This is a genomic window from Sulfurospirillum halorespirans DSM 13726 (assembly GCF_001723605.1).
Lineage (GTDB): Bacteria > Campylobacterota > Campylobacteria > Campylobacterales > Sulfurospirillaceae > Sulfurospirillum > Sulfurospirillum halorespirans.
The window spans coordinates 1091120-1113695 of the sequence record NZ_CP017111.1 but is presented as its reverse complement, the minus strand read 5'-3'; the positions used below and the strand labels follow the sequence as shown (position 1 = coordinate 1113695).

Here is a 22576-nt window from a genome sequence, read left to right as displayed (position 1 = left end):
ATTTTTCATTATATCGTAACAACTATGTCACACAAACGTATGATATTTTTTACGAGCCTAGCATATTTTGTAAAATGATTTCAATAAGTAACACTCCTGCAAAGAGCGCAAGAATGACGGCTAAGAGTTGACTTTTTTTCATCGTGTAAGCCCTATTTGGATGTAAAGGCTAATTTAACAGCCAACGCTGCAAAGATGGTCCCAGAAACGCGGTTAAGGATTTTCTCGCCGTTTTTGGTTTTTGAAAACCATGCGCCCACACGTCCTGCTAGAAGCGAAATCAGCGTAAAAACGACAAAAGCACAGAGCATAAACAAAGCTCCCAATGTGAAAATTTGTCCTGTGACATTGCCCACTTCAGGGTTGGTGAATTGGGGTAAAAACGCTAGAAAAAAGATGGACACTTTTGGGTTGGTGATGTTCATCAAAATGCCACGTTTGTAAAGTGAAATGAGACTGAGGCGGCTTTTGGAAGATTCCAGTTTACTCTTACTGGCGTCTTTAAATGCCATAAATGCAAGGTACAAAAGATACGCAGCTCCCACGAATTTGAGAAGACTAAAGGCTAAAGCCGAGGTTTGAAAAATGACCGCAACACCCAAAGCAACGGCGGTTGTATGAAAAATAAGCCCACTGCAAAGTCCTAAGGCTATGACGATGCCAGAGCGACTTCCCTTACTCATGGATTGGGTTAAAACAAAGAGGATGTCAGGTCCGGGGGCAAGTGCCAAAAGCGTTGAAGCGGTTACAAACATTACAATGGTTTGAAGCTCAAGCATCGCAATCTCCTTTTACATGTAAAGATGTAAAATTGTACCGCCTAAAGCTTTAGGTTAACCACCCAGTTGCGCAATTTGCATGGAGATTTTGAGGATTTGCATGATAATGCCACTTTTTTCACTTGAATCATGTGTCTTCCCAAGCTTACTGTTTAAAGCTTTGAGTTTACTTTTAAGCGAAGAGAGCAGACTTTCGTTAAGATCTTCCGTGGAGGAAGATTGTTTTATTTTCCCAAGCGATGCACTTAAAACGCTACTCGTACTGGCGGAGAGACTTGGAGTGCTTGTTTGAGCACTTTCTTCTTGCGTCGAAGTGATCGCAAAATCCACATGCGACACCCACCCTGCTCTGCCATTTTCAAAGAGGACGACACTGCTTTCTTGAAGCAGCGCATTGGTATCGGCACCCTTTTTGTAGCTAAACGAAGAGTCCACACTCTCCAGCAAAAGCGCTCCCACTTGGGCTTGGCTTAGGGAGATCAGGTTGTCTTCCAAGGCACTTTTTTGCCAAATTTTCAGCTTGGAAAAAATGCTATCGTTCTCATCAATCCAACCATTGCCATCATCATCGTACTGCGCTAAATCCGCAAACCCATCGCCACTTTGCGTGCCAAAGAGTTCACTGCCATCATCAATGATGCCATTTTCGTTTTTATCGAGCGCTAAAAACCCGTTATTTTGCCCCAGCAGCGACATTTCATCTGCTGAGCCATCGCTGTTTAGATCAAACAAAAAGTTTTTCGATGCGTCGACGTCGGCGAGTCCGCCACTCAGATTGATCACCAAAGGATCCATCAAAGAAGCAATAGACTGGGATGTAAATGTCTCATAACGATCATAACGCGCCAAAGCACTCTGCAAGGTAATATCCAGCACATCACCTTCTTGTGTCGTGACACTTCCTGTTGCTTGAAGTTTGAGCGTTTCTGCTTCGCTGATACGCGTGAGTGTCTGCACGTCTGTGTCGGTTGTGCGCCTATAAGCTGTACTGTTTTCCAGCTCCTCATGATTTGACTGTAATGTGAGTGATGATGATTCGATGTACATAGCTTTTTGCCCCCAAATAGCGTATAAGACCTAAATCGGCAAAATCGCAGTATAATAAAATCTATCTCTTGTAAAAAATTTTGAAAGGAGATACCATCGAAACATCACACGACTACTCTTTAAGTGAAGAGATTTGGCACAGTAGCATCCATGGACTTGGGCTCTTACTGAGTGTAAGTGCACTGAGCATTTTGTGCGTTTTTGCAGGGCAAAGTGGTGATGGTGCGAAGATCGCGAGTGCTGTTGTTTTTGGACTCTCTTTGATTTTTATGTATGGAGCCTCTACCCTTTACCACGCTATTTGCGCACCTAAAACAAAATCTATTTTACAACAAATTGACCATTGTGCCATTTACATTCTCATTGCAGGAACCTACACACCGATTAGCTTGCTAGGCATTCAAGGCGTTACGGGATGGGTGCTTTTTGGCATTGCTTGGGCGATTGCAGCCATTGGGGTCAGCCTCAATCTTTTTTTCCCCCACCGTTTTCATCGCCCTGCCGTCATCTTGTATATTTTAATGGGATGGATGGTGGTAGGTGTGTTCAAAACACTGATCGTCAATCTAGATACCCTGACACTTGCACTCCTCATCGCAGGTGGCGTTACGTACACCGTTGGTGTTATTTTTTATGTCTGGAGAAAGCTCTATCTTAACCACGCTATTTGGCATTTTTTCGTCTTGGGTGGTTCTAGTTTTCACTTTTTTATGGTTTTATTACTGATAATGAATTAAGCTTGATTCTTTATCAGACTTTTATCATAGATTTCTTATAAAATGGGTAGAGATTTACTTTATCAAACTATCACAAAAGGGGTGTACGATGAACGTTTATGAATATGCAATGAAAGCTGAGAAAGATGGTGAGCGCTACTACCGAGAGCTCGCGACGAAAACCGATGATGCAGGCTTAAAGTCTATATGGACGATGCTCGCTGAAGAAGAGGTCAAACACTACCATATTTTTGAACATATGAACCAAAACAGAGCCATTCCAACGGTTCCCAGTGTCGATCTGTTTAAATACACCAAAAACATCTTTGAAAAGATGCAAAAATCAAATCAAGTACCCTGTTTTACCGAAGATCACGTCAATCTCTACAAAAATGCTTTGCGCTCTGAAGAGAGCAGTTACAAATTCTACACTGAAAAAGCGTTGATGATTGAAGATGGTGAACAAAAAAAGGCATTTTTACGCATTGCCGAAGAAGAGCATGCCCATTATGTGCTTTTGGAAAATATCGTCGAGTATGTAAGCGCACCCGAAACATGGGTGGAGAGCGCTGAGTTCAACCACTTAAGTGAAAAGTTTGTGCAAAAATCAGCACTGATTTAGACGCTTTACATGTAAAGTTTCCAAACCCGTAAAACAAGTGGGTTTGGAAGCTATTTTTAGATCAATTTATCAAATCCAATTTTCTTCTTAAAGCTCTCGATTCCTACGGAGACCACCAAACAACCCCCCAAAAGTATTGCAAAAATCATCACAGGATAGTGAAAACTGTAGATAAAATCAGGAAAATAATAGTAATAAATGAACGTGTGAAATAAGAAGATATTAAACGAATGCACGCCCACAAACTCAAACGCTTTTTTTGCCAAGGGTGAAAAAACAACCAGTTCCGTTGTCCAAAGAATCAGTAAAATCGCAAAAAACGTATCGGCACGGACACTGTCAAAAAGCCAGCCATTTTGCCTGTACCACGCCACGCACACGGTTAAAATCGTAAGCGTGATAAAGCGTGCTTTGCCTTGCTTATCGAGCCAAATGAGCAGTTTGATAAAGCCATCTTTTTGCGAAAGGTACACGCCCACGGCAAAGGGGAAGATCCAGTCATTGACCAAGGGAATCGGAAAAAAGAGAAGCCACGCACAAAAGGCTAAAAACCAAAGATGGTATTTTTTCGTTAAGAGATTCACCAAGGGGAAAATAGCGTACAGCACGATGATCAGGCTCATAAACCACCATGTCGCGTTATAACCATAACCGACCCACGTGAACATATGGATGCCTAGCATTTGAAGCATAAAGCCTTGAAAAACATGCTCGCCATACACACTTGAAAGCGATCGCTCCATAAACCATACGCCAATCGGCACAAAAATAAGTGCGATCAACCAATAATTCATGTACAGTTTTAGCAAACGTCGCTTGTAAAAAACGCCAAGTTCCAGCCCTTTTTTCTTAACCGACTCTGCCAAACCATACCCGCTAAGCACCACATAAATGCCCACACAAACTTTGGCAAGAAGCGCTGTTTGAAAGACAATAAAGCCCATTTCAGGCTTTTCATAGAAAAGATGATGCCACAAAATCAGCATCAGCGCCATTCCTTTACTCGCATTGGTGATGGAGACATCAAACTTTTCTAAAACCATGCCCGCTCCTAAATTTTAGCGTGTAATCTTTCTAAATTTTCCTCGATTGCATCGTCTTTATACACCGCACTAATAAGCGAGTACATCGCAATGTCGTAGCATGAAAGCAGCTCTATAGTTTCTTCCGTAATGCCCCCGATGGCACAAATAGGCACACTGAGTTGCTCTTTAGCTTGTTTTAAAATTTCAGGGTCTACGATTTTGGCATGGGGTTTGGTTGGAGAAGGAAAAAAGGAGCCAAACGCGACATAGTCGGCTCCTAGATTTGCGTATTTTTTCGCGCGTTCGATGTCGCCATAACAGGATACGCCGATGATTTTATCATCCCCTAGTAGGGCGCGCGCCTCTTCATAACTCACATCATCTTCGCCTACATGTAAACCATCGGCATGGATGCGATACGCAATATCCAAGCGATCATCGATGATAAAAATGGCTTCATACACATCGCACAAGGCTTGAAGTCTGATACACTGCTTCTCAGCCTCTTCACTGCTCGTATATTTGTCGCGGTACTGGATAACGCGAACACCGCTTTTTAAAACACGTTCTACTTGTTCAAGCATGATTTCATCTGGCGTTAGGGTTGCGTCGGTGAGGACATAGAGTCCTTTGAGGAGTTCTTTGTTTAGCATGAATACTCTCTGTTTTTTTTTAACAAAGATTTTACAGACTCAAAGCTTAAATTGCCCACGCAATGTAACGCAGCATGGGCAATTTAGGGAAAAACGTGCGGTTAGGACTTAAATTTTCCCAGTTCGTTGTTGAGATTTTCCGTCATGACATGCAAATGCTCACTTGCCTGAGAGACATTGTCGATGCTTCCAACGTTCTCTTTAGAAATACCATCAATTTGCTCAATCGCATCTACGATTTTTTTAATTTTAGTCGAAGTATCGATGAAATCACTTACGGTGTAATGACTTTCATCAATCGTGGAATGAATGATGTTCGCCACATTGTTCATCCCCTTTTGAAGATCCGCCGTAATGGATGCTAAGGCTTGCACCTCTTGGACATTTTGCGTGATGTCATTATTGGCATCCATGATGGATTGTACGACGACATTGATCGTCGCATCGATCTCAACCAATCCTTTTTGGGTACGTTCGGCTAGTTTTCGTACTTCATCGGCAACGACAGCAAAACCACGTCCGTGCTCTCCCGCACGCGCTGCTTCTATCGCCGCATTAAGTGCTAAAAGGTTCGTTTGATCGGCGATATCACGAATGACGCCGAGCACATCTTTGACTTCATTAGCATTGTGACTGACATTATCAAGTCTTTGGGCTAAACTCTGCTCTTTAATCGCGGTTGCTTGCATCGTGGATTCCAGTTGTTCAACTTTGCTTTTGACTTCGACGATGTCATGTTGTGTACGACTCAGTGCTTCTTGGGAGCCTTTGGCTTTGACCACTGAGGTTTCAAGACTTTTTACTAAGGCGATTCCCTCTTCTTTGGTCGTGTTCATGATGCGAGACTCACTGTCCACATTGCGGACAACCTCAGAAGCGGTGCGTGAAAGCTCTTCGGAGATCGACGCATTTTCATTGCTGATGATTTTGGAACTTTTAACAATCTCATGCAGTTTCTCGATGAATTTGTTGATATTGCCCGAGACTTGCGCAAACTCATCATTGGAGGTTGTTGCAAGACGGTGTCTAAGATCGCCCTCATTACTGGAAAGCTCTTTGACAACACGGTTGAGATTATCAAGTGGTTTTAACAAGGCTTTAATGAGGAAGATCATGATGCTAATGGAGATAATAAGCATGACGATACCCGCCAAAAACAACTCGCTCATTTGGGTCTTTAAAAAGGCATACGCAACCTCTTTATCGAAGGTGATGCCAGGGGTCCAGCCGCTCTCTTTGGAAACTTTAAACGCAAAAATTTTACTCTCATTATTGAACTGATACTCGACCAAACCATCGCTTTTGCCTTTGATTTGATTGGTCAGTTCAGGTAAAAAGTTTGAAAGCTCTTTTCCGTACATCTCTTTATTGGGGTGAGCGATCACAATGCCTGCAGTATCAAAAAGCATCCCATAGCCGCCATTAAAATTGACATCGGCGGTCGCTTTAGTGAGTGTATCCAGCGCAATATCTAAAATCACACCGCCTAAAAATTTGCCCTCTTTCATGATCGGAGCCATAATCGAAACGATCAATTTATTAGTTGTTGCATCGATGTAAGCATCGGTGACACCGACTTTTCCTGAAGCTTTGATGGTTTTATACCAGCCTCTTACACGAGGATCATACCCAGCCGACAACGGCGTTCCTGTGCCGGTGATCGCACTGCCATCTTCCAGCCCAACGGTGGTATCAAACCCTCCGAGTGTTTTGGTAGTCTCTTGCAAAATAGCGATGATCTCTGGTTTTTCCATGGACTGAACGTTGGTAAGATACCTCGCACTGCTTTCGATGCCACTTTTTTTACCAGTAAGCCAAACATCAATATAATCGCTCAGCGCACGTGATGCCATTTTTAAACTATTTTCCGTTTGAATAACGCTGTTTTTTTTCGTATCAAAATAGCTGATAAAGCTAAAAATACTGAGACTTAAAAACATCAAAACGCAGAGTGTTCCGATGATTTTTCCTTTAAATGACATAATTCCCCCTTAAAAAGCTGTGTGACATTATACGCTTAAAATATTCCAAGATCATTACAATGTTTGCATGTTTTTTATCCAAAACTTTAGTAATCCTTTTGCAATCAACTTATCGTACACTTCATACTAAATTTTTTATAGTGGAGCCTTTTATGCCGCAATTTGTAAGTACCCTTATCAAACAACTGAGCATTGCGCATCGTTTTTATCTAGGATTTTTGACACTGTTTGTTGCCTTTGTGATTATGGGCATCCTTTATGGTGTTGGTTATTTTCAAAATCAAGACTTTTTTCATGCGCAGATAGAACAGAGCGAAATCCTCAAAAGCAACCTTCAAGAGACAACGAATGCCAATTCGCGCACCATCACAGAGTTTAGTTCCTTAGAACATCAAGCCAAAGAAGTGGGCATTTGGTACAGCGATCTTGCCAATTTGCGGAATATTCGCAATGAACTCACCACGCTTAATTTCAAACCTTCCCAACAACGAAAACTCGAACGACTTTTGGATGATCTTATCGCGTGGCAAAACAGCAGTGCGGGGAAACACCCGTTCATCGCCCCTTATGCTGGGCAATTTACCATTTTAGCAGAGCGCATGCGCAGAGAACCGAGTGAAGATGGTGTGCGAGACATCGCGTTGGTGATCGAAGATATTACAGGAAAAATTATCGAAGAGGCGTTAGCGTTTAACCAAAAAACTGAAACAACCATGGCAAAGGTCAATACCAATCTGACCCATCTCAATACCAATCTGACGCGCGATTCAAACACACTAGAGCACAATCATCTCGTGCTTACCTCCTTGCATCAATCCAACGAAAACAACACGTTTTATCTCTGTGTCGCTTCGCTGCTTTTTATAGCGACGTTGCTCTTTTTATCGTTGATGATTCGCTTGGTGGTGCTTGAAACGGTGCAGATTTATGCCTTTTTACAAAAGGTAATTTTCGCCCCGCATCATATCGATTTTCGTCATAAACTCAAAAAAGTCGGTGAAAATACCAAAGATGAGCTCGATGGCATCACGCGTACCATTGACACCGTCTTTACCAACGTTGCACAGACGATTTCACGCATAGCGACCATTTCAAACGATGCTCATCACTCCGCGCAAAGCTTGCAAACAACCTCACAAACCCTTTTAGGAACGATTCATGCGCAAGAGAGCAACATCGAAACGATGCAAAAGCCTATCTCTTCACTGAAACAAACGCTCAGTGAATCCGAAGGAGTGAGCGTGCAAACCAGAGATGTGCTCAAGCAAAATATGGGCGTTATGGGTCATTTTATGCAAGACCTTGAAGCCCTTCACAACGATGTGCAAGAGAGCAAAAAAGAGCAACATGCGGTCAATCAACAAATGATAGAGCTGACCAAACGCGTGGATGAGATGAAAAATGTCTTTAACCTCATCGATGAGATCGCAGACCAAACCAACCTTTTAGCCCTCAATGCTGCCATTGAAGCGGCACGTGCGGGTGAGCATGGGCTCGGTTTTGCCGTGGTTGCGGATGAAGTACGAAAATTGGCGGAGAGAACCCAAGAGAGTTTAGGAAGCATCGATGGGATCGTCAAGCAGATCATTGGAGGCGTAGGTAGCAACACCAAACGGCTCAACCATGTGGCAAGTTTGATGGAAGACACCAGTGTGCGCATGGCGTCACTCGGGAAAATTGCAACCGACACGCAACAAGAGATCACCCATTCTCTCAGCGTTGCCAACAAAGCCGTCAGTCTCTCACACACCGTGTCCAACAACGTCAACACCCTGATAGCACAAATGCAAGAGACTTTGGCACTCAGCGTAACCAACCGTGGCAATGGACAAGCCGTCGCCAGTGTTGCCGAAGAGCTGTTTGGGATTTCACATACCCTCACCAAACTCCTCTCCAAGTTTTTGCACCAAGAGAGCGTAACTATCGAACTGGAAGAGAAAAAAGAGCGGTTAAAACTCGCCGCGTAACGCTTTACATGTAAAGCCCTACTTAATCGTTAGTTTATAAATCGCGCTATCTCCCCATGTGCCGATAAAGAGTTCGCCTTGGGGATTGATAGCAACACCTACGGGTGAGCTTAGGGAGCTTGCGAGCACCCTAGCGTTACCATTTTTTTGTATCTCGACCACGTCATTTCCACCATAATCCACGGCATAGACATTACCCTCTTGACTTCCCACGATCCCAACAGCAGGGCTTTTAAACCCTTTATATGAACCCGTTTTTCGTTTTTCTTTGTCATACAGTGAGACATCACCGTTGATATTGGATATGGCATAACCATGCTCTAATGCTACGATTCCCACAGGTGTCTGCAAATCTTTAAAAAGGTTGCTTTTAGTGCCTTTTTGATCGATGAAGATAATGGCGTTTGACGCCTTGCTCGCAACCATGATATTGCCATTTTGATCGATACTGACCCCTGCTGGCGTGGCTAATTCATCCGCAATAATCGATACGTTTCCATTGGGTTCTATTTTGTAGAGTGTATCGGTCGAATACGACGCAACATACACGTTATCCTCCTTGTCCACTGCGATTCCTGATGGGCTCTTGATTTGATCACTCAACACTCTTTTATGACCCTCTTTGCCAAACACGCTAACCCTACTAGCAGACCATTCGGCAACGATCAGTTCATTGTTGTGATTAAACGCCATACCCACAGGAGTACTCACGCCATCAAATACTTTGAGTATGTCGCTCTCTGCCCATAAGACGTTGCAAGCGAGCATTGAGGCTAAGATGATTTTTTTATTTTTCATCTTTTTGATCCCCTGCAAAGACCTCTTTTGCAGCAAAGGCTCCATTCAACGCCGCAGGAAAACCCGCATAGACTGACATCTGAATAATAATCTCGGTAATCTCTTTTTGGCTCAGTCCTACATTGAGTCCTGCTTTAATATGCACTTTTAACTGAGAACTGGCATTACCAAGTGCGATCAAAGCGGCGATAGTGGCTATTTCTCTATCTCTAAGACTCAAACCTTCGCGTGAATAAATATCCCCAAAAGGATACTCTATGGTATAACGCGCCAAATCAGGAGCGACATCTTTAAGTGCCTCTATCACTTTTTCGCCAGCTTCCCCATCAACCTCTTTTAGTTTTTCCCAACCTTTGGTATAACGCTCTGATTTCATAACAATCTCCTTTAATTCAATAGCATCATTTTAACGCTTGAAAAAAAAGAAAGGTACAAGAAAAAAGGCTATTGATGCAAGTTTTCTTGACGGTATAAAAAAGGAGTTGCGTTATAGTGTTTTTTAAATTGTGTAATAAACCACGATACATTTGCGTATCCACAGGTTGTTGCGATCTGTGAGATAGAATCGTCTGTATTTTTTAGAAGTAGTTGAGCTTTTTGTAGCCTGACATGATCCAGCCATTTTTTTGGCGTCATGTGATACAGCCTTGCCATCTCTTTTCGAAGCAACCGCTCATTAAGACGCGTAAGATCACCCATATCTTTAGGAGTCTGAATCACATCGGTGTTAGATTCGAGAATGTATTTGATGCGTGAAGATTCTGTCTCAACGATACATTTTAAAAAGGCTAAAAAACCTTTTTGATCCGCCCAAAGTGAATACAAAAAAAGCTCTTCCGTCTTTAGCTTTATAAGAGAGAGCGTGTTGTCGCGTTTCTCCGTATAAAAAGCATTAATGGTCTCGACACAGGAGTGTAAGAAAGGACTTTTTTTCACGATAGCAATGGGGTTACTCCTCTCTTTTTTATCAAAAGAAATAGCATACTTTTGAATAAAATTCAAAACAAATTGGTCATCAAAACATATTAAAATAGATTGATAGCGGTTCTGGGCACCAACAATCTCTGTCATAAAATAATTCCCTTGCGCCGTATAAATAATTTCACTGGCATCCACCAAAAGATCACCCTTGGGTAAATGCACGATTTTTTGCCCCTCTAACAGTAAAATAACCATGTGCATACCAATACGCACAGATAATTTTCCTTGCTTGTACAGAACCGATTTGGAGGTAATAAACGTGTGATCGAAAATACATTCATACAATGTGGGGTTATGAAGAAGATAATTGGGTAAGGTTAGTGTCGTCATCATGTGATTCTCATTGTCCATACTTTGTAAAATTTTATCTTATTTTACGGCTTAGTAGGTATGAAAACGTTTAAGAAACCCTGTGTTCTGTGAAGTTACCCGTCCTTATGAAACGGCGTAATCGTGGATTTTTTAAATCCCATTTTTTCGTACACGATGTGCGAGTGCAGGTTGTTTTTATCTGCAAGCAAGGTGATTTTTTGACATCCTTTTTCTTTGCACAAAGAAAGAATATGGTTCACAAAAGAGGATTCGATGTCACCCTCGTGGTACCGTTCATCCACCATCACCTCTTCCACGATCGCCATTTTTCCTCCACATGCCATCGAGAGTGTATAGAAAACACTTGCCATCCCTATGATTTTATTTTCGTACAATGCAACGAATACATCGCCCACAGTTGCATCTTGAATGATCTTCAGCAGTGTATTCCTTTGAGTTTGATCCTTTGATAGAGACTCCTGTTCGTGGGGGAAAAACTGGTGATGGAGTTCGCATATATCGGATATATCTTCTGCTCTGGCTGTTCTAAACTGCGTGACATTTTCTTTGTAAGCGGATTCATACGCAATCAGGATTTTTTTACGCTCAATGCCCCAACTGTACCCACTCATCGCACCACTTTTGGCAATGACACGGTGACACGGAATGAGATAGCCGATGTGATTTTTCCCGATGGCACTGGCAACGGCTCGTACGGCTTTAGGCTGTTCAATGAAATTGGCAATGTCTTGGTACGTCGTCACGGCTCCATTGGGAAGATTGAGAAGTGCTTTCCAGACATTGATCTGAAGGTTGGTGCCTTTGACCAAAAGATTGTATTTTTGATTGTTGATGAAAATATTTTCCAAATAGGTCTGCGCTTTGAGATCATCATGGATCAGATTGGCATTTTCCCAAAGCTCCTTAAACCGTGTAAAAATCGCTTCTTTATTTTGGTCAATAAACCCTAAATAGCAGATGCCTTTATCGGTGTAAGCGATCAGTGCTTCACCAAACGGCGTGATGCCAAAACCATACGTGATGATGACATCCCTGCCCTTTTCGCGCCATTCTTTGGGTGTCACACCGATCAAATTGACAAAGAGTTCATGCAGCCTGCTGACACTCGAGAGCCCAATGTCCAGTGTACTATCTAAAATAGACTTGGACTCTTTAATATGCTCTTTGGCGTAATTGAGCGTCACCGAGTGCAAAAACTGTTTGGGTGTCACGCCCACATACTCTTTAAAGACCCTGATAAAATGGTATTTGCTCATGCCGATACTGCTGGCAATCACATCAATGGAGGGCTGTTCTTTAAAATGTGCATCAATGTACTTGATCGCTTTTTCAATCAGCTGATAATTGGTATGCAACACTTCCATCTCTCTCATTTCACCCCTCCTTCGTCATTTTTTCATTTAATACGTCGCACTTTTGTACACTTGGAAGTTTTGCAAAAGTACCACTAGCTCTTTTTTTATCTTTACATGTAACGCTAAATCGTGAATATTTTTCAAAACATCACAAATACGATGCGCGATCAACTCAAACTCTTTTTCTTTCATACCCAGTGTCGTTAATGCAGCAGAACCAATGCGAATACCTGAGGTTAATTTCGCACTTCTGGTATCGCCTGGAACACTGTTTTTATTCACGGTTATACCTGCATTTTCCAAAGCGGTGCTCGCCTCTTCGCCAGAATAATCTTTGTTCAGTAATGATACCAAAATCAGATGGTTATCGGTTCCACCACTGACCAAATCAAAGCCTCTCTCAAGCATAACCTCGCCCAAAACGCTGGCATTACGTTTGACTTGTTTCGCATACTCTTTCCACTCTGGCTTTAAAACTTCACCAAATGCCACTGCTTTTGCAGCAATTACATGTAACAATGGACCGCCTTGCAATGCAGGGAAAACGGCAGAATTGATCTTCTTTACCAGTGCTTCATCGTTTGTCATAATAACACCGCCTCTAGGACCACGCAATGTTTTATGCGTCGTAGACGTCACCACATGCGCGTAAGGAAACGGGCTCCTATGCTCACCCGCGGCAACAAGTCCTGCAATGTGCGCGATGTCGGCAAATAAGATCGCACCCACCGCGTCCGCAATCTCTCGAAACTTAGCAAAATCAAGCTCACGCGCATACGCCGAAGCACCGCAGACGATCATCTTAGGTTTAACGATCTTCGCAATCTCCAGAACCTTGGCATAATCAATATAACCATTTGCATCCACGCCATAGCTAAACGATTGATAATTTTTACCCGAAAAACTCACTTTCGCACCGTGCGTTAAGTGACCGCCTTGCTGTAAATCCATACCCAATAATTTATCGTTTGCATTCAAAAGTGCCGCATACACCGCACCATTGGCTTGGCTACCCGAGTGAGGTTGAACATTGGCATAGGTGCATCCAAAAATCTCACAGAGCCTGTCAATGGCAAGTTGCTCGATCTCATCGGCACATTCACAACCGTTGTAATACCGCTTTTGTGGATAACCCTCGGCATATTTATTGGTAAAAATGCTTCCCGTTGCTTCCATAACCGCACGCGAGGTAAAATTCTCACTCGCGATCATCTCAAGATGCGTGGCTTGCCTCTCAAACTCATTGTGAAGAATCCTAAAAACAGCATCATCGGCTGTGGCTAAACGATCATTGTTGATAAAACTCATCTGATCTCCTTTATGGTTAATTGAAGACAGTTTAGCCATAAATATCCTTTCACTCAATCCAAAAATTGCCAACTTAGTTTCATTGGAGCAATTTTTGGATTCTCCTTGCAAAAGAGGCAAATCTTTCAACTTTTTTCTTCTTTTTTCTTTACATGTAAAACTTTTTAGGAATAATGTAGCAGGCTATTTACAGTCAATTTTGTGCAAAAGTTTATTTAAATTTTTTACATGTAAAAGTTAAAAATTTAGCTCTGCCCCTTGTTTTCTAGCGTAATTCAATTAAGCCCTATTTTAGGGCTTAATAATAGAGTCAATACCTGAGAGAAAAAGTGGAGAACTAGGCTACTTTGTCTTTACATGTAAAAGATTTATTTCTAAATTTCAGTAAAGTAGCCTCGTCACTTTTACTACTTTACTACCTTCTAAAGACTTCTTTGAAGTAAATTATCTCTTCTTAGCTAAGCAGTCTCAATGTTTCATTATATTGTTCAGCCAAAACTGTCATTTTAAAATCAGCTTCATTATTAGTTAATTTTTCTACTGTATTTCTTACTTTATCAAGCTCTACTCTAAAAAACTCTTTGCGTAAATTTACAGCATTTACACGGTTATTATTAAACTCTTTGTGCAGTTGATTTTCTAATTTTGGCGCATCTTCATAATATATCATAGCATGAACATCAAATGGAAACGGTACAGAAGCATCACCAAGTTCTCTGACACGATCCATTGGATCTAGCCGTCTAGTCATACCTATTTTGTAAACATCTTCTCCAAAAGAGCCAATATTGCTTATCACGTAGATATAACCTTTTCTAGTTTGTTCTGCCATGCTTTTTGCACGTTCACTTTTTGCAAGTGCTTCTGCTAAATCTGCCTCTAGCTGAGCAACTCTTGCACTCATAATGGCTTTTTCACTTTCTGAAGCTTTTGCCAATTCTAATTTAGCTTTTTCTAATAAATTCTCATAAAGTTTTTCTTCTTTTTCCGCGTCTCTTATAGCTCTTTCATATTCTTGTATTGCTTTTTGCTCTTCTCTCATTTGCTCTTTAATGGCTTTTTGTTCTTCTTGCTCTTCTTGTTTTTTGAGTTTATATTGATATTGCAAAGTACATTCATCAAATTTTAGTTTTATATAATTTATATTGAAACCACATTCTAAAGTCAACGATAGCCTTTCAATATCATTCGCTAATTTTTCTATACGTTCAAGTGTTCTAGTATAACTTGCAGGAGTTACATTTCCAATAAGAAAATCACACTCTATATTAAAGATGCGTAGCATGAGTTTAGAAGCATTTTTGAGTATGCTATCACTTAGACTACTATAAGTTGTAACAATATTTTTTGCTGGGCATGTAATAGCATCACCATTATCAAGTATTTTTTTCTGTTGATCTCTCACAATTTTTATCTCTTCTGCAAATCGATATGATGTTTCGTATAAATAAGCAGGCATCTTAAAATGTCCAAATTCTACGAACTCATCCACTCTTGAATACAAATCTAATTTACTTTGAAGATCATGCAATTCGCTAGATAACTCATCTATTTGAAGCTGTTTTTCTGGAATTTCAAATTTTGCTTTTTCAAGTAAAGCAACTGTTTTATCTGCTTCTTTTTGTATTTTTTGAAGCTCTTTTGTTTTAGAATCTAAAGCATCGAACTCTTCCTTAGCAATCTTTATTTTCCCTTCAATAGATAATAAAATATTTTCTATGTCCAGTTTTTCATCTCTTTTTTGTTGTATTGAAGCTTTTAAATTGTTGAAGTCATCTTTTGCAATCTTTATTTGATCTCTGAGCTCATCTAAAGAATTAACATTGTTCTTTGTTCTCTCTAAACGCTCTTTGTGTCTTGTATACATAAGATAGAGTCCAAAAATAACTACTGCTAGGAATATAAATAATTCTGGTGTCATTGAAAACCTTATTTGAGTATTTTTCTAATGTAGGATTCACGAAGTGATTGGCGGGTATCGCATCTATTATTATAATTTTCTTTTGATTTTTGTATATGATTATTGAATTGTTCTTTTCGGCGTACTTCTTCAGCTTTACTAAGTTTTTTTTCTAATAGTTGCTCTTCTTTAAATCGTCTGTCGTTCTCTTGTTGTTGCTTTTTAAGTTCAGAAAAATACTCTCTTTCAGTAGCTTTTTGTATTCGTAATGCTTGATTATGTCGTTTTTGTGCTTCTCTTGCAGCTCTTTTATTAGCTGCATCTATTGCTTTAGATACTTTGATAATAGTACCAAGAAATCCTCTAGCCATATAAGCCTCTTTATTTATCAATCTAAATTATTATTTAATTTAAGTAAAAACATAACATATATTAGGTTAAAAAAGAAATTAGGGGCTTTTATTTTAGCTTGTGCCCTCTCCCCTTTTCTTTACATGTAAAAACTTTTTGAGTTTGCCTATCATTTTAAGCTTTCTCTAATTTGAGTTGTTTTAATATATGAGCAATTGTTCATATGAGCATTTGTACATCATTTTAGAGGAGGAACCGATGAGCGATGAATTTTGCAGTTGCGACATTGTGCATGAAAATGTCATCGAAATGGTCAGAAAAAAGATGCCTCAAGAGGAGAAGCTTTACGACCTTGCCGAACTCTTTAAAGTCTTTGGCGACACGACGCGCGTGAAGATCATCTCAGCGCTTTTTGAAGCAGAGATGTGTGTTTGCGACATCGCAGAACTCCTACACATGACCCAATCCGCCATCTCTCACCAGCTTCGTGTTTTGCGTCAAGCGAGGCTTGTCAAGCATCGCAAAGAGGGAAAAGTCGTCTTTTATTCACTCGATGACGAACACATTAAAACTATTTTTAACCAAGGCTTAGAACACATTTTAGAACCACGAGGATTTGAGTATGCAATTTCATGAGACCGCACCCCAAACATGCGACGCGACAACGGGAAGTTGTTGCAGTAGATGCCAACCCATTGTGCCAGATGCCCACGCGCACCACGAACATGAACACCATCACGGTTTAGGCGATTCTAGCGCGATGGAGATGTTCAAATCGTGGCATTTCTTCACCTTTTGCATCGGCGCGGTGCTCTTCGTCTCCGCTATTGTGATGGATGAGAGCAATCCTCTCATGTTTTGGACCTATCTGATCAGCTTTTTCCTCGTCGGTGGAGAAATTCTCTACATGGCGGTCACCAACCTTTTCAAAGGGCATGTTTTCGATGAAAACTTTTTGATGGGACTTGCCACCGTCGGAGCGTTTAGCATCGGCGAGTATCCTGAGGGCGTTGCGGTAATGCTTTTCTTCCGCATCGGTGAATTTTTCCAAGACTTAGCCGTAGATCGCTCTCGCAAATCCATCACGAAACTGATGGACATCCGACCCGATTTTGCGAACCTGCAAAGTGAAATTGGCGAGCAAAAAGTAAACCCAAGTGATGTTACACTGGGCAGTCGCATTATCGTCAGACCGGGGGAGAAAATCCCATTGGATGGCATCATCATCGAAGGACGCTCAACACTCGATACTTCTGCACTTACGGGCGAATCGTTGCCAAAAGAGGTTGCGGTAGGACACGATGTGCTCTCTGGAACCATCAATAAAACGGGTGTGATTATCATCGAAACGACTAAACTTTTTTCTGAATCTACCGTCTCGAAAATCTTAGACCTTGTGCAAAATGCAGGCGCTAAAAAAGCCAAAACAGAGCAATTTATCACCACATTTGCCAAATACTATACGCCCATTGTCGTCATCTCCGCCGCCCTACTCGCATTTGTGCCACCGCTTTTGATGCAAGACGCGCTTTTAAGCGACTGGTTTAGACGATCCTTAGTTTTCCTTGTTGTCTCATGCCCGTGCGCACTGGTCGTTTCCATTCCGCTGAGCTTTTTTGGAGGCATCGGTGGTGCGTCTAAAAACGGCATTTTGGTCAAAGGTGGCAACTTCCTTGAAGCGCTTAATAGTGTTGATACGGTTGTTTTGGACAAGACAGGTACGCTTACCAAAGGATTTTTCAGTGTGACATCTATCACCGCGCTACACGGTTACAGTGAAGTGGATGTCTTGCGCCTTGCCGCACTAGCTGAGATGCACTCAAGCCATCCCATCGCACTCTCCATCAAACGCGCGTACATAGAGCCGTTGGAAGCGGTTGTGAGCAACTATGAAGAGCTTGCAGGCTATGGTGTCAAAGCGACCATTGAAGGCAAAACCGTTCTGGCAGGCAACGATAAACTCCTCCTTGAGCATACCATCACTCATGAGCGACTCGACACGCCCGACACCGTCGTTTATGTCGTGGTGGAGGGCGTCTTAGCAGGCTACCTCATCATCGCCGATACACCAAAAGTGGATAGCAAACAAGCCATTTTAGCACTCCATGCGCTGGGTATCAAAGACATCGTGATGCTCACAGGGGACACTAAAGCAACCGCTGAAAAGGTCGCTCTTGAGCTAGGCATCACCCACGTTGAGGCGGAACTTTTACCGCATCAAAAAGTCGAAAAGCTTGAAGAGATCATGGCGCGCAAAAGTGGCAAAGGCAAAACCGTCTTTGTGGGAGATGGCATCAACGATGCACCCGTACTCGCACGCGCAGACATCGGCATCGCGATGGGCGGGGTTGGCTCAGACGCGGCGATTGAAGCGGCTGACATTGTCATCATGACCGACGAGATCAGTAAAGTCGCCACCGCGCTTAAAATCGCCCATAAAACCCACGCCATCGTCTGGCAAAATATCATCTTTGCACTGGGTGTTAAAGGGATTATTTTGATCATGGGAGCGATGGGAATTGCCACGATGTGGGAAGCCGTCTTTGGCGATGTGGGCGTTGCACTCATTGCTGTCCTCAACGCTACTCGTGTTTTAACGCATAAATAAACACACAAAACGCTCTTCAAAACGAGGAGCGTTTTTTCTTACATGTAAACATTAAACGTGTGGTTATTTAAAAAATTTATCGATCAACGTTGTGAGCCATCCATCGTTCATTTGACCTTCTTTTTTGTGAAGCATCGCTTGAACGACCTCTTTATAGTCTGTATCGTCGTTTTGAATATGATTGATAAGCCACATTTGAAGTTCCGTCATCAGCTGTTTTGAAATATCTTCACCGTTCTCATAGCGTTCTTGAAAGAAATGAATGCGCTCAATAAAAGAGAGATGAATCTGCTTATGGGCTTCCAGTTTAGGATACCCCGCTTCTTCCATCAAACGCTCTTCAAAGGCAAGATGAGACACCGTATAATCCATCAATGCTAAAAGCACCGTACGCACCTTTTCTTTATCGTGATAGATTGAAATCGTACCGAGTTCATTAATATATGCAATGATGCGTTTATGCTGATCGTCAATCACAGCGATTCCTACCGAAAAAGCAGGCTCCCATTTCCAATACGACATTGCCATTCCTTTGAAGTTTTGTAAATTATAACATAAACACAGAGGCAAAAAAGGGGGATTTATCGTGACAGAATAGACTGCGTTTATCTCGTTTTTTAGCTTTTACATGTAAACACCAAACCCCTAAATAATCGGCTGCTTACGCTTAGTATAATACATCGAAGGCAACACCAAACCAAAGGCAATCGCAAATAAAATGCTGACTGCGTGCAGTCCATTTTCGATGAAACTTGAAAGCAGCGCATCGGTGACGCCATCCGTGTTCATGCTCACAAGGCTTATCATCATCTCATATGCGTACGTTCCAGGGATCATCGGAATGATGGAGGGAACCGTGTAAACGGGTCTGGGCATCACATAACGGCGTGACCAAAATACACCGATAATGCCAATGGCTGTCGCGGCGATAAACGTTGAGAGTTCGATGGAAAAATGGTGGTGCAACAAGACTTCTCGAAGACCATACGTCAGCGCACCTCCCAAAGCACACAATGGCAGCGCAGAGCGCGGGACATTGAAAATCATTCCAAATCCCACAGCAGGAATCGCCGCCCACAAAGCGTCCAATAAAAGACTCACCCATTCCATCATTACCATCCTTTTATGTCCAAAAGCCCCATGGCGAGCATAATACCAAGGGAAGACATCAGTGTCAAAAGCGTCGCTTGCGTCCAGCGCCCCCAACCCATACTGATGTAGCCCTTAAATGCGTCCAGCATGGAGTTGATATAAGGAAATCCTGGGACAAGGAGTAAGACACTGGAGGAGAGCACAATGCGCCCCGTGCTGCTAAGATCATGGTAAAAAGCAAGACTGCCGATCAGGGTGCAGACAAACGCGGTAAAGGCAAACACGATCAGTAAAGAGTACTTGCGAGAGGAGAGTTCTCTTCGCACCATCATGCCCACCGATGCCGCCAAAAATGTGATCCAAAATCCCGGCCAGTCCGCCCCTTGTAAATGGCTAAACGCCGCACATGAAAGCCCGATAATGGGCACAATCAACCATGCAGGATAAGGATTGGCGTGGATGTTGGCAAGGGAGCGCTCAACCATCATAATGTTACGAGGATTTTGCTCCGCCGCAATGCAAATAGCGACAATTTGATGCACAATGGACATATTGATCGGCTGTTCATGTGCGCGTCTCGTCGTCGTAACCGAAGAGTCGCCAATGAGTGTGGTCAAAACAATAGCAGAGGGAATCAGCGAAATCTCAATGGACGTACACCCAAGCGCAATGCCCAAACGAGAGGAAAGTTGCTCTATCAAACGGCTCTCAGCACCGTACTCAAGAAGCATCGCCGCAACTCTGACAACAACAGTGGTGATTCTGGTTTGTTCTTCCTTCGAGATCGTGGGAAATCCTTTTTGCGTTCTATGGGTAGAATCATAGTTAAAATAGGTTGAAATTAAAATGTATAGACTATTTTTTGATGCAATTACTTCATTTTTTGGCTTTACATGTAAAGGTTAAGAATTTAATTCTAATCACTTAAATTTATATTTTTATAACTTAGAAAATCTAAAAAAATTTGTTCAATATAGTTGACGGATGTTAATATATAGTATATTTCTTTATCAGATATTTGAATATCTCTAAATCTTTTTGGATGAGTTATTCTGTCTCTAACATAAATTGATTCCCTTAATAATTTAAATTCTTTTCCTGAAGTCTTTAAATCAAATTTTTCTTTATTCAACATTTTTTTTGCTAATTTAAATGTTTGTTTAAAATTATCTAGGAGAGTTATTTTATAATCGTTATCCTCATATAATAATGTTCTTTCTTTTTCATTTAATTCATAGGATACTTTATGCAATTTTCTTCTTAAATGATATTTTAAATAATACGGAATAGATTCAATATAAGAAAAAGCACTCTTTACAAAGCATCGTCTTAAAAATTGACTTTCTTTATCATCTTCTAACATTTGTAAGCTTTTTACTACATCATCATTCAAATTTTCAAATAACTCAAATGGATTTGCTCCTACATAACTTAACATTTTAACTCTTTAGTTTTTGATTATTTTCTATAGGATATAGGGCTAAATTTTTAACTTTTCCCCGCTAGAACACCTATTTCAAATATAAAATATTAGCTAAATTCCATCTAAAACTCTTTACATGTAAAGAGTTACCTTCCAAACCTTTTTATATTTCTAACCTTCCTTTCGCTACAATAGCACACTTTAATTTTGGAATTTAGATGAACAACATCTGTAAAATGGCGCTTTTGGTCATTACACTTTTACATGTAACGCAGCTTTTTATGCCCGTGAGTTTGGAGCTTTTAACGTTTTTTACAGCGCTTTTGTTTGGTGTGGGTCTTTTTATACAAAAGAGTGGTTTTCGCACCATCACTCTGTTCTTTTTTACGTTGGGTACGCTCATACTTATCTACTATAAACTTCCCTTTTCCATTGGGATGCAATCACTCACTTCCATGACCAACATCATCGCGATCATCGTGGTGATGCAGCTTTTCTCCATTCCGATCGAAGTTGGGCATTACAGCGATACCGTTGAGTATTGGCTCAAAAAGCTCTTTAAAAAAGAGAGTTCGCTCTACCTTTTTGCCATGATTGTGACCAATCTTTTTGCGAGTTTTTTGCTCTTTGGAACGGTTCCTGTGATGGTTTCACTCTTTAACAAAGCGCTCAAAAACAGCGTCTCGCAGTACCAGCGCTTTTTTGCAACCGCCATTATGCGAGGGTACACCCTTGCCCTCTTTTGGGCGCCGGGGGCGATTATCATTCTTTTGGTGATGCAAGTGACCCATGTTTCGTGGTCACAGCTGTTTGTGCCGGGTCTTCTTTTGAGTCTCATAGGGATGTTGACGTCGTATGCCTTAGAGCACTTTACACGCCTGAACAAACCCATCGTTACGATGTCTGAGATGCTGTCTACCTCTTCAAGTATCGCTAAAAACGCACCCAAACAGACCGCGCATATTATCCTTGTGATTATCAGCCTTATTGTGGGTATAGGATTTTTGGAAAGGTTTTCGATTGCAACAGGAACAGGGCGAATTTTACTCGCAGGACTCATCGTCTCAACGATTTGGATCGCTTATTACCGAAAAAAACCAGAATTCAAAACGGTGTTGAAAAACTACGGGGAGAGTGGCATTATGCAAGCGACCGATTTTTCAGTTTTTTTCATTGCGGTGGGGCTGTTTGCAGGTGCGGTCGATCATAGTGGTATTTTGAGCTACATTCAACCTCTTTTGCAAGAGAGCGTCAATCACCTTGGCATTTTCTCCATCCTTGTCATTCCTCTTTTATTTATCTTTATCGCTTTATGCGGCATCCATCCTTTGGTGCTAGCAGTGATGTTTGGCAAGATTTTACTCTCCGTTTCACTTCCACTCTCCTCCGTTTCTATCGCGCTTATTTTGCTTCTATCGGCGGCTATCTCCTTTATCATCTCACCGTTTGCGGGCATGTCACTGATGACCGCCAAATTTTTACATGTAACACCGTTGGAAGTCTCTTTGAAATGGAACCTACTTTTTTGCAGTCTCTTTCTGGTTGAAGGGCTGGTTTTTGCCTATCTTTGGCAGGGGTAAGATTAAACTTTTGTCACACTTTTGTTGGTGTTTAAAAAATAATCAAAAAATTACGC

Annotated in this window: 22 protein-coding genes; 6 read left to right on the top strand and 16 right to left on the bottom strand. The window is 41.5% G+C overall.

Features of this window, described 5'->3' with window-relative positions; all coding sequences use genetic code 11:
• Positions 1-152: 152 nt before the first annotated feature.
• Together SHALO_RS05430 and SHALO_RS05425 are read right to left on the bottom strand one after the other, a co-directional pair.
• Positions 153-779, bottom strand: coding sequence for a LysE family translocator (locus tag SHALO_RS05430; RefSeq protein ID WP_025344188.1), 627 nt, complete (start codon positions 777-779; stop codon positions 153-155).
• Between the two features lie 54 nt (positions 780-833).
• On the bottom strand, positions 834-1826 hold the full coding sequence (locus SHALO_RS05425) for a hypothetical protein (protein WP_069477702.1): 993 nt from the start codon (positions 1824-1826) through the stop codon (positions 834-836).
• An 80-nt stretch (positions 1827-1906) separates the two neighbouring features.
• On the opposite strand from SHALO_RS05425, the gene trhA reads away from it, so the two are divergent.
• Both trhA and SHALO_RS05415 read left to right on the top strand, forming a co-directional pair.
• The gene (gene trhA, locus SHALO_RS05420; RefSeq protein WP_238585294.1) at positions 1907-2563 is read left to right on the top strand and encodes a PAQR family membrane homeostasis protein TrhA; all 657 of its coding nucleotides are present in this window, start codon (positions 1907-1909) and stop codon (positions 2561-2563) included.
• Between the two features lie 88 nt (positions 2564-2651).
• Positions 2652-3164, top strand: a complete 513-nt coding sequence (locus SHALO_RS05415) for a ferritin-like domain-containing protein (protein ID WP_069477700.1) — start codon at positions 2652-2654, stop codon at positions 3162-3164.
• 56 nt (positions 3165-3220) lie between these two features.
• On the opposite strand, the gene SHALO_RS05410 is transcribed toward SHALO_RS05415, so the two are convergent.
• From SHALO_RS05410 to SHALO_RS05400, 3 genes are all read right to left on the bottom strand, one after another.
• Positions 3221-4207: an acyltransferase family protein gene (locus tag SHALO_RS05410; RefSeq protein ID WP_069477699.1), complete on the bottom strand. Its 987-nt coding sequence runs from the start codon at positions 4205-4207 to the stop codon at positions 3221-3223.
• An 8-nt stretch (positions 4208-4215) separates the two neighbouring features.
• Positions 4216-4842 (bottom strand): thiamine phosphate synthase, encoded by a 627-nt coding sequence (thiE, locus tag SHALO_RS05405; protein WP_069477698.1) that lies wholly within the window; start codon positions 4840-4842, stop codon positions 4216-4218.
• A 101-nt stretch (positions 4843-4943) separates the two neighbouring features.
• A complete protein-coding gene (locus tag SHALO_RS05400; protein ID WP_069477697.1) occupies positions 4944-6824 on the bottom strand; it encodes a methyl-accepting chemotaxis protein in 1881 nt (626 codons plus the stop codon).
• A 152-nt stretch (positions 6825-6976) separates the two neighbouring features.
• Here SHALO_RS05400 and SHALO_RS15625 point away from each other — a divergent pair, with 152 nt between their 5' ends.
• Entirely contained in the window at positions 6977-8791 is a 1815-nt protein-coding gene (locus SHALO_RS15625; RefSeq protein WP_069477696.1) for a methyl-accepting chemotaxis protein, read from the top strand.
• Between the two features lie 18 nt (positions 8792-8809).
• Here SHALO_RS15625 and SHALO_RS05390 read toward each other — a convergent pair whose 3' ends face one another.
• The 7 genes from SHALO_RS05390 to SHALO_RS05360 all read right to left on the bottom strand — a co-directional run bounded on the left by SHALO_RS05390 (position 8810) and on the right by SHALO_RS05360 (position 15837).
• Positions 8810-9589 carry an SBBP repeat-containing protein gene (locus tag SHALO_RS05390; protein ID WP_069477695.1) on the bottom strand — a complete coding sequence of 260 codons (780 nt, stop codon included), beginning with the start codon at positions 9587-9589 and terminating at the stop codon, positions 8810-8812.
• Complete coding sequence (locus SHALO_RS05385; RefSeq protein WP_069477694.1) at positions 9579-9965, bottom strand: carboxymuconolactone decarboxylase family protein; 387 nt, start codon at positions 9963-9965, stop codon at positions 9579-9581. Before SHALO_RS05385 ends, SHALO_RS05390 begins: the two co-directional genes overlap by 11 nt.
• 68 nt (positions 9966-10033) lie before the next feature.
• Positions 10034-10903, bottom strand: a complete 870-nt coding sequence (locus tag SHALO_RS05380) for a helix-turn-helix domain-containing protein (protein ID WP_069477693.1) — start codon at positions 10901-10903, stop codon at positions 10034-10036.
• Positions 10904-10995: 92 nt separating this feature from the next.
• Complete coding sequence (locus SHALO_RS15205; protein WP_084010746.1) at positions 10996-12276, bottom strand: GNAT family N-acetyltransferase; 1281 nt, start codon at positions 12274-12276, stop codon at positions 10996-10998.
• A gap of 27 nt (positions 12277-12303) precedes the next feature.
• Positions 12304-13566: a serine hydroxymethyltransferase gene (locus tag SHALO_RS05370; protein WP_069477692.1), complete on the bottom strand. Its 1263-nt coding sequence runs from the start codon at positions 13564-13566 to the stop codon at positions 12304-12306.
• 454 nt (positions 13567-14020) lie between these two features.
• A complete protein-coding gene (locus tag SHALO_RS05365; RefSeq protein WP_069477691.1) occupies positions 14021-15487 on the bottom strand; it encodes an SNIPE associated domain-containing protein in 1467 nt (488 codons plus the stop codon).
• An 8-nt stretch (positions 15488-15495) separates the two neighbouring features.
• A complete protein-coding gene (locus tag SHALO_RS05360; RefSeq protein WP_069477690.1) occupies positions 15496-15837 on the bottom strand; it encodes a hypothetical protein in 342 nt (113 codons plus the stop codon).
• Between the two features lie 238 nt (positions 15838-16075).
• Here SHALO_RS05360 and SHALO_RS05355 point away from each other — a divergent pair, with 238 nt between their 5' ends.
• Positions 16076-16453, top strand: a complete 378-nt coding sequence (locus SHALO_RS05355) for an ArsR/SmtB family transcription factor (protein ID WP_069477689.1) — start codon at positions 16076-16078, stop codon at positions 16451-16453.
• On the top strand, positions 16440-18425 hold the full coding sequence (locus SHALO_RS05350) for a heavy metal translocating P-type ATPase (RefSeq protein ID WP_069477688.1): 1986 nt from the start codon (positions 16440-16442) through the stop codon (positions 18423-18425). The genes SHALO_RS05355 and SHALO_RS05350 overlap by 14 nt, the downstream gene beginning before the upstream one ends.
• Positions 18426-18488: 63 nt before the next feature.
• On the opposite strand, the gene SHALO_RS05345 is transcribed toward SHALO_RS05350, so the two are convergent.
• The 4 genes from SHALO_RS05345 to SHALO_RS05330 all read right to left on the bottom strand — a co-directional run bounded on the left by SHALO_RS05345 (position 18489) and on the right by SHALO_RS05330 (position 20955).
• Complete coding sequence (locus tag SHALO_RS05345) at positions 18489-18947, bottom strand: bacteriohemerythrin (RefSeq protein WP_069477687.1); 459 nt, start codon at positions 18945-18947, stop codon at positions 18489-18491.
• A 123-nt stretch (positions 18948-19070) separates the two neighbouring features.
• Positions 19071-19538, bottom strand: coding sequence for a threonine/serine exporter family protein (locus SHALO_RS05340; RefSeq protein WP_238585293.1), 468 nt, complete (start codon positions 19536-19538; stop codon positions 19071-19073).
• On the bottom strand, positions 19538-20248 hold the full coding sequence (locus tag SHALO_RS05335) for a threonine/serine exporter family protein (protein WP_238585292.1): 711 nt from the start codon (positions 20246-20248) through the stop codon (positions 19538-19540). The genes SHALO_RS05340 and SHALO_RS05335 overlap by 1 nt, the downstream gene beginning before the upstream one ends.
• 185 nt (positions 20249-20433) lie before the next feature.
• Positions 20434-20955 (bottom strand): hypothetical protein, encoded by a 522-nt coding sequence (locus tag SHALO_RS05330; protein ID WP_069477684.1) that lies wholly within the window; start codon positions 20953-20955, stop codon positions 20434-20436.
• Positions 20956-21158: 203 nt separating this feature from the next.
• Here SHALO_RS05330 and SHALO_RS05325 point away from each other — a divergent pair, with 203 nt between their 5' ends.
• Positions 21159-22520 carry a hypothetical protein gene (locus tag SHALO_RS05325; protein ID WP_069477683.1) on the top strand — a complete coding sequence of 454 codons (1362 nt, stop codon included), beginning with the start codon at positions 21159-21161 and terminating at the stop codon, positions 22518-22520.
• Positions 22521-22576 lie beyond the last annotated feature (56 nt).

Bases quoted from the DNA above. Each gene is read 5' to 3' on its own strand.
- SHALO_RS05370 (WP_069477692.1), bottom strand. From the start codon at position 13,566: ATGAGTTTTATCAACAATGATCGTTTAGCCACAGCCGATGATGCTGTT.
- SHALO_RS05355 (WP_069477689.1), top strand. From the start codon at position 16,076: ATGAGCGATGAATTTTGCAGTTGCGACATTGTGCATGAAAATGTCATC.
- SHALO_RS05330 (WP_069477684.1), bottom strand. From the start codon at position 20,955: ATGTTAAGTTATGTAGGAGCAAATCCATTTGAGTTATTTGAAAATTTG.
- SHALO_RS05415 (WP_069477700.1), top strand. From the start codon at position 2,652: ATGAACGTTTATGAATATGCAATGAAAGCTGAGAAAGATGGTGAGCGC.
- SHALO_RS05350 (WP_069477688.1), top strand. From the start codon at position 16,440: ATGCAATTTCATGAGACCGCACCCCAAACATGCGACGCGACAACGGGA.
- SHALO_RS05380 (WP_069477693.1), bottom strand. From the start codon at position 10,903: ATGATGACGACACTAACCTTACCCAATTATCTTCTTCATAACCCCACA.
- SHALO_RS05430 (WP_025344188.1), bottom strand. From the start codon at position 779: ATGCTTGAGCTTCAAACCATTGTAATGTTTGTAACCGCTTCAACGCTT.
- SHALO_RS05425 (WP_069477702.1), bottom strand. From the start codon at position 1,826: ATGTACATCGAATCATCATCACTCACATTACAGTCAAATCATGAGGAG.
- SHALO_RS05360 (WP_069477690.1), bottom strand. From the start codon at position 15,837: ATGGCTAGAGGATTTCTTGGTACTATTATCAAAGTATCTAAAGCAATA.
- thiE (WP_069477698.1), bottom strand. From the start codon at position 4,842: ATGCTAAACAAAGAACTCCTCAAAGGACTCTATGTCCTCACCGACGCA.
- SHALO_RS05325 (WP_069477683.1), top strand. From the start codon at position 21,159: ATGAACAACATCTGTAAAATGGCGCTTTTGGTCATTACACTTTTACAT.
- SHALO_RS05365 (WP_069477691.1), bottom strand. From the start codon at position 15,487: ATGACACCAGAATTATTTATATTCCTAGCAGTAGTTATTTTTGGACTC.
- SHALO_RS15625 (WP_069477696.1), top strand. From the start codon at position 6,977: ATGCCGCAATTTGTAAGTACCCTTATCAAACAACTGAGCATTGCGCAT.
- SHALO_RS05345 (WP_069477687.1), bottom strand. From the start codon at position 18,947: ATGTCGTATTGGAAATGGGAGCCTGCTTTTTCGGTAGGAATCGCTGTG.
- SHALO_RS05385 (WP_069477694.1), bottom strand. From the start codon at position 9,965: ATGAAATCAGAGCGTTATACCAAAGGTTGGGAAAAACTAAAAGAGGTT.
- SHALO_RS05340 (WP_238585293.1), bottom strand. From the start codon at position 19,538: ATGATGGAATGGGTGAGTCTTTTATTGGACGCTTTGTGGGCGGCGATT.
- SHALO_RS15205 (WP_084010746.1), bottom strand. From the start codon at position 12,276: ATGAGAGAGATGGAAGTGTTGCATACCAATTATCAGCTGATTGAAAAA.
- SHALO_RS05390 (WP_069477695.1), bottom strand. From the start codon at position 9,589: ATGAAAAATAAAAAAATCATCTTAGCCTCAATGCTCGCTTGCAACGTC.
- SHALO_RS05400 (WP_069477697.1), bottom strand. From the start codon at position 6,824: ATGTCATTTAAAGGAAAAATCATCGGAACACTCTGCGTTTTGATGTTT.
- SHALO_RS05410 (WP_069477699.1), bottom strand. From the start codon at position 4,207: ATGGTTTTAGAAAAGTTTGATGTCTCCATCACCAATGCGAGTAAAGGA.
- SHALO_RS05335 (WP_238585292.1), bottom strand. From the start codon at position 20,248: ATGCTTCTTGAGTACGGTGCTGAGAGCCGTTTGATAGAGCAACTTTCC.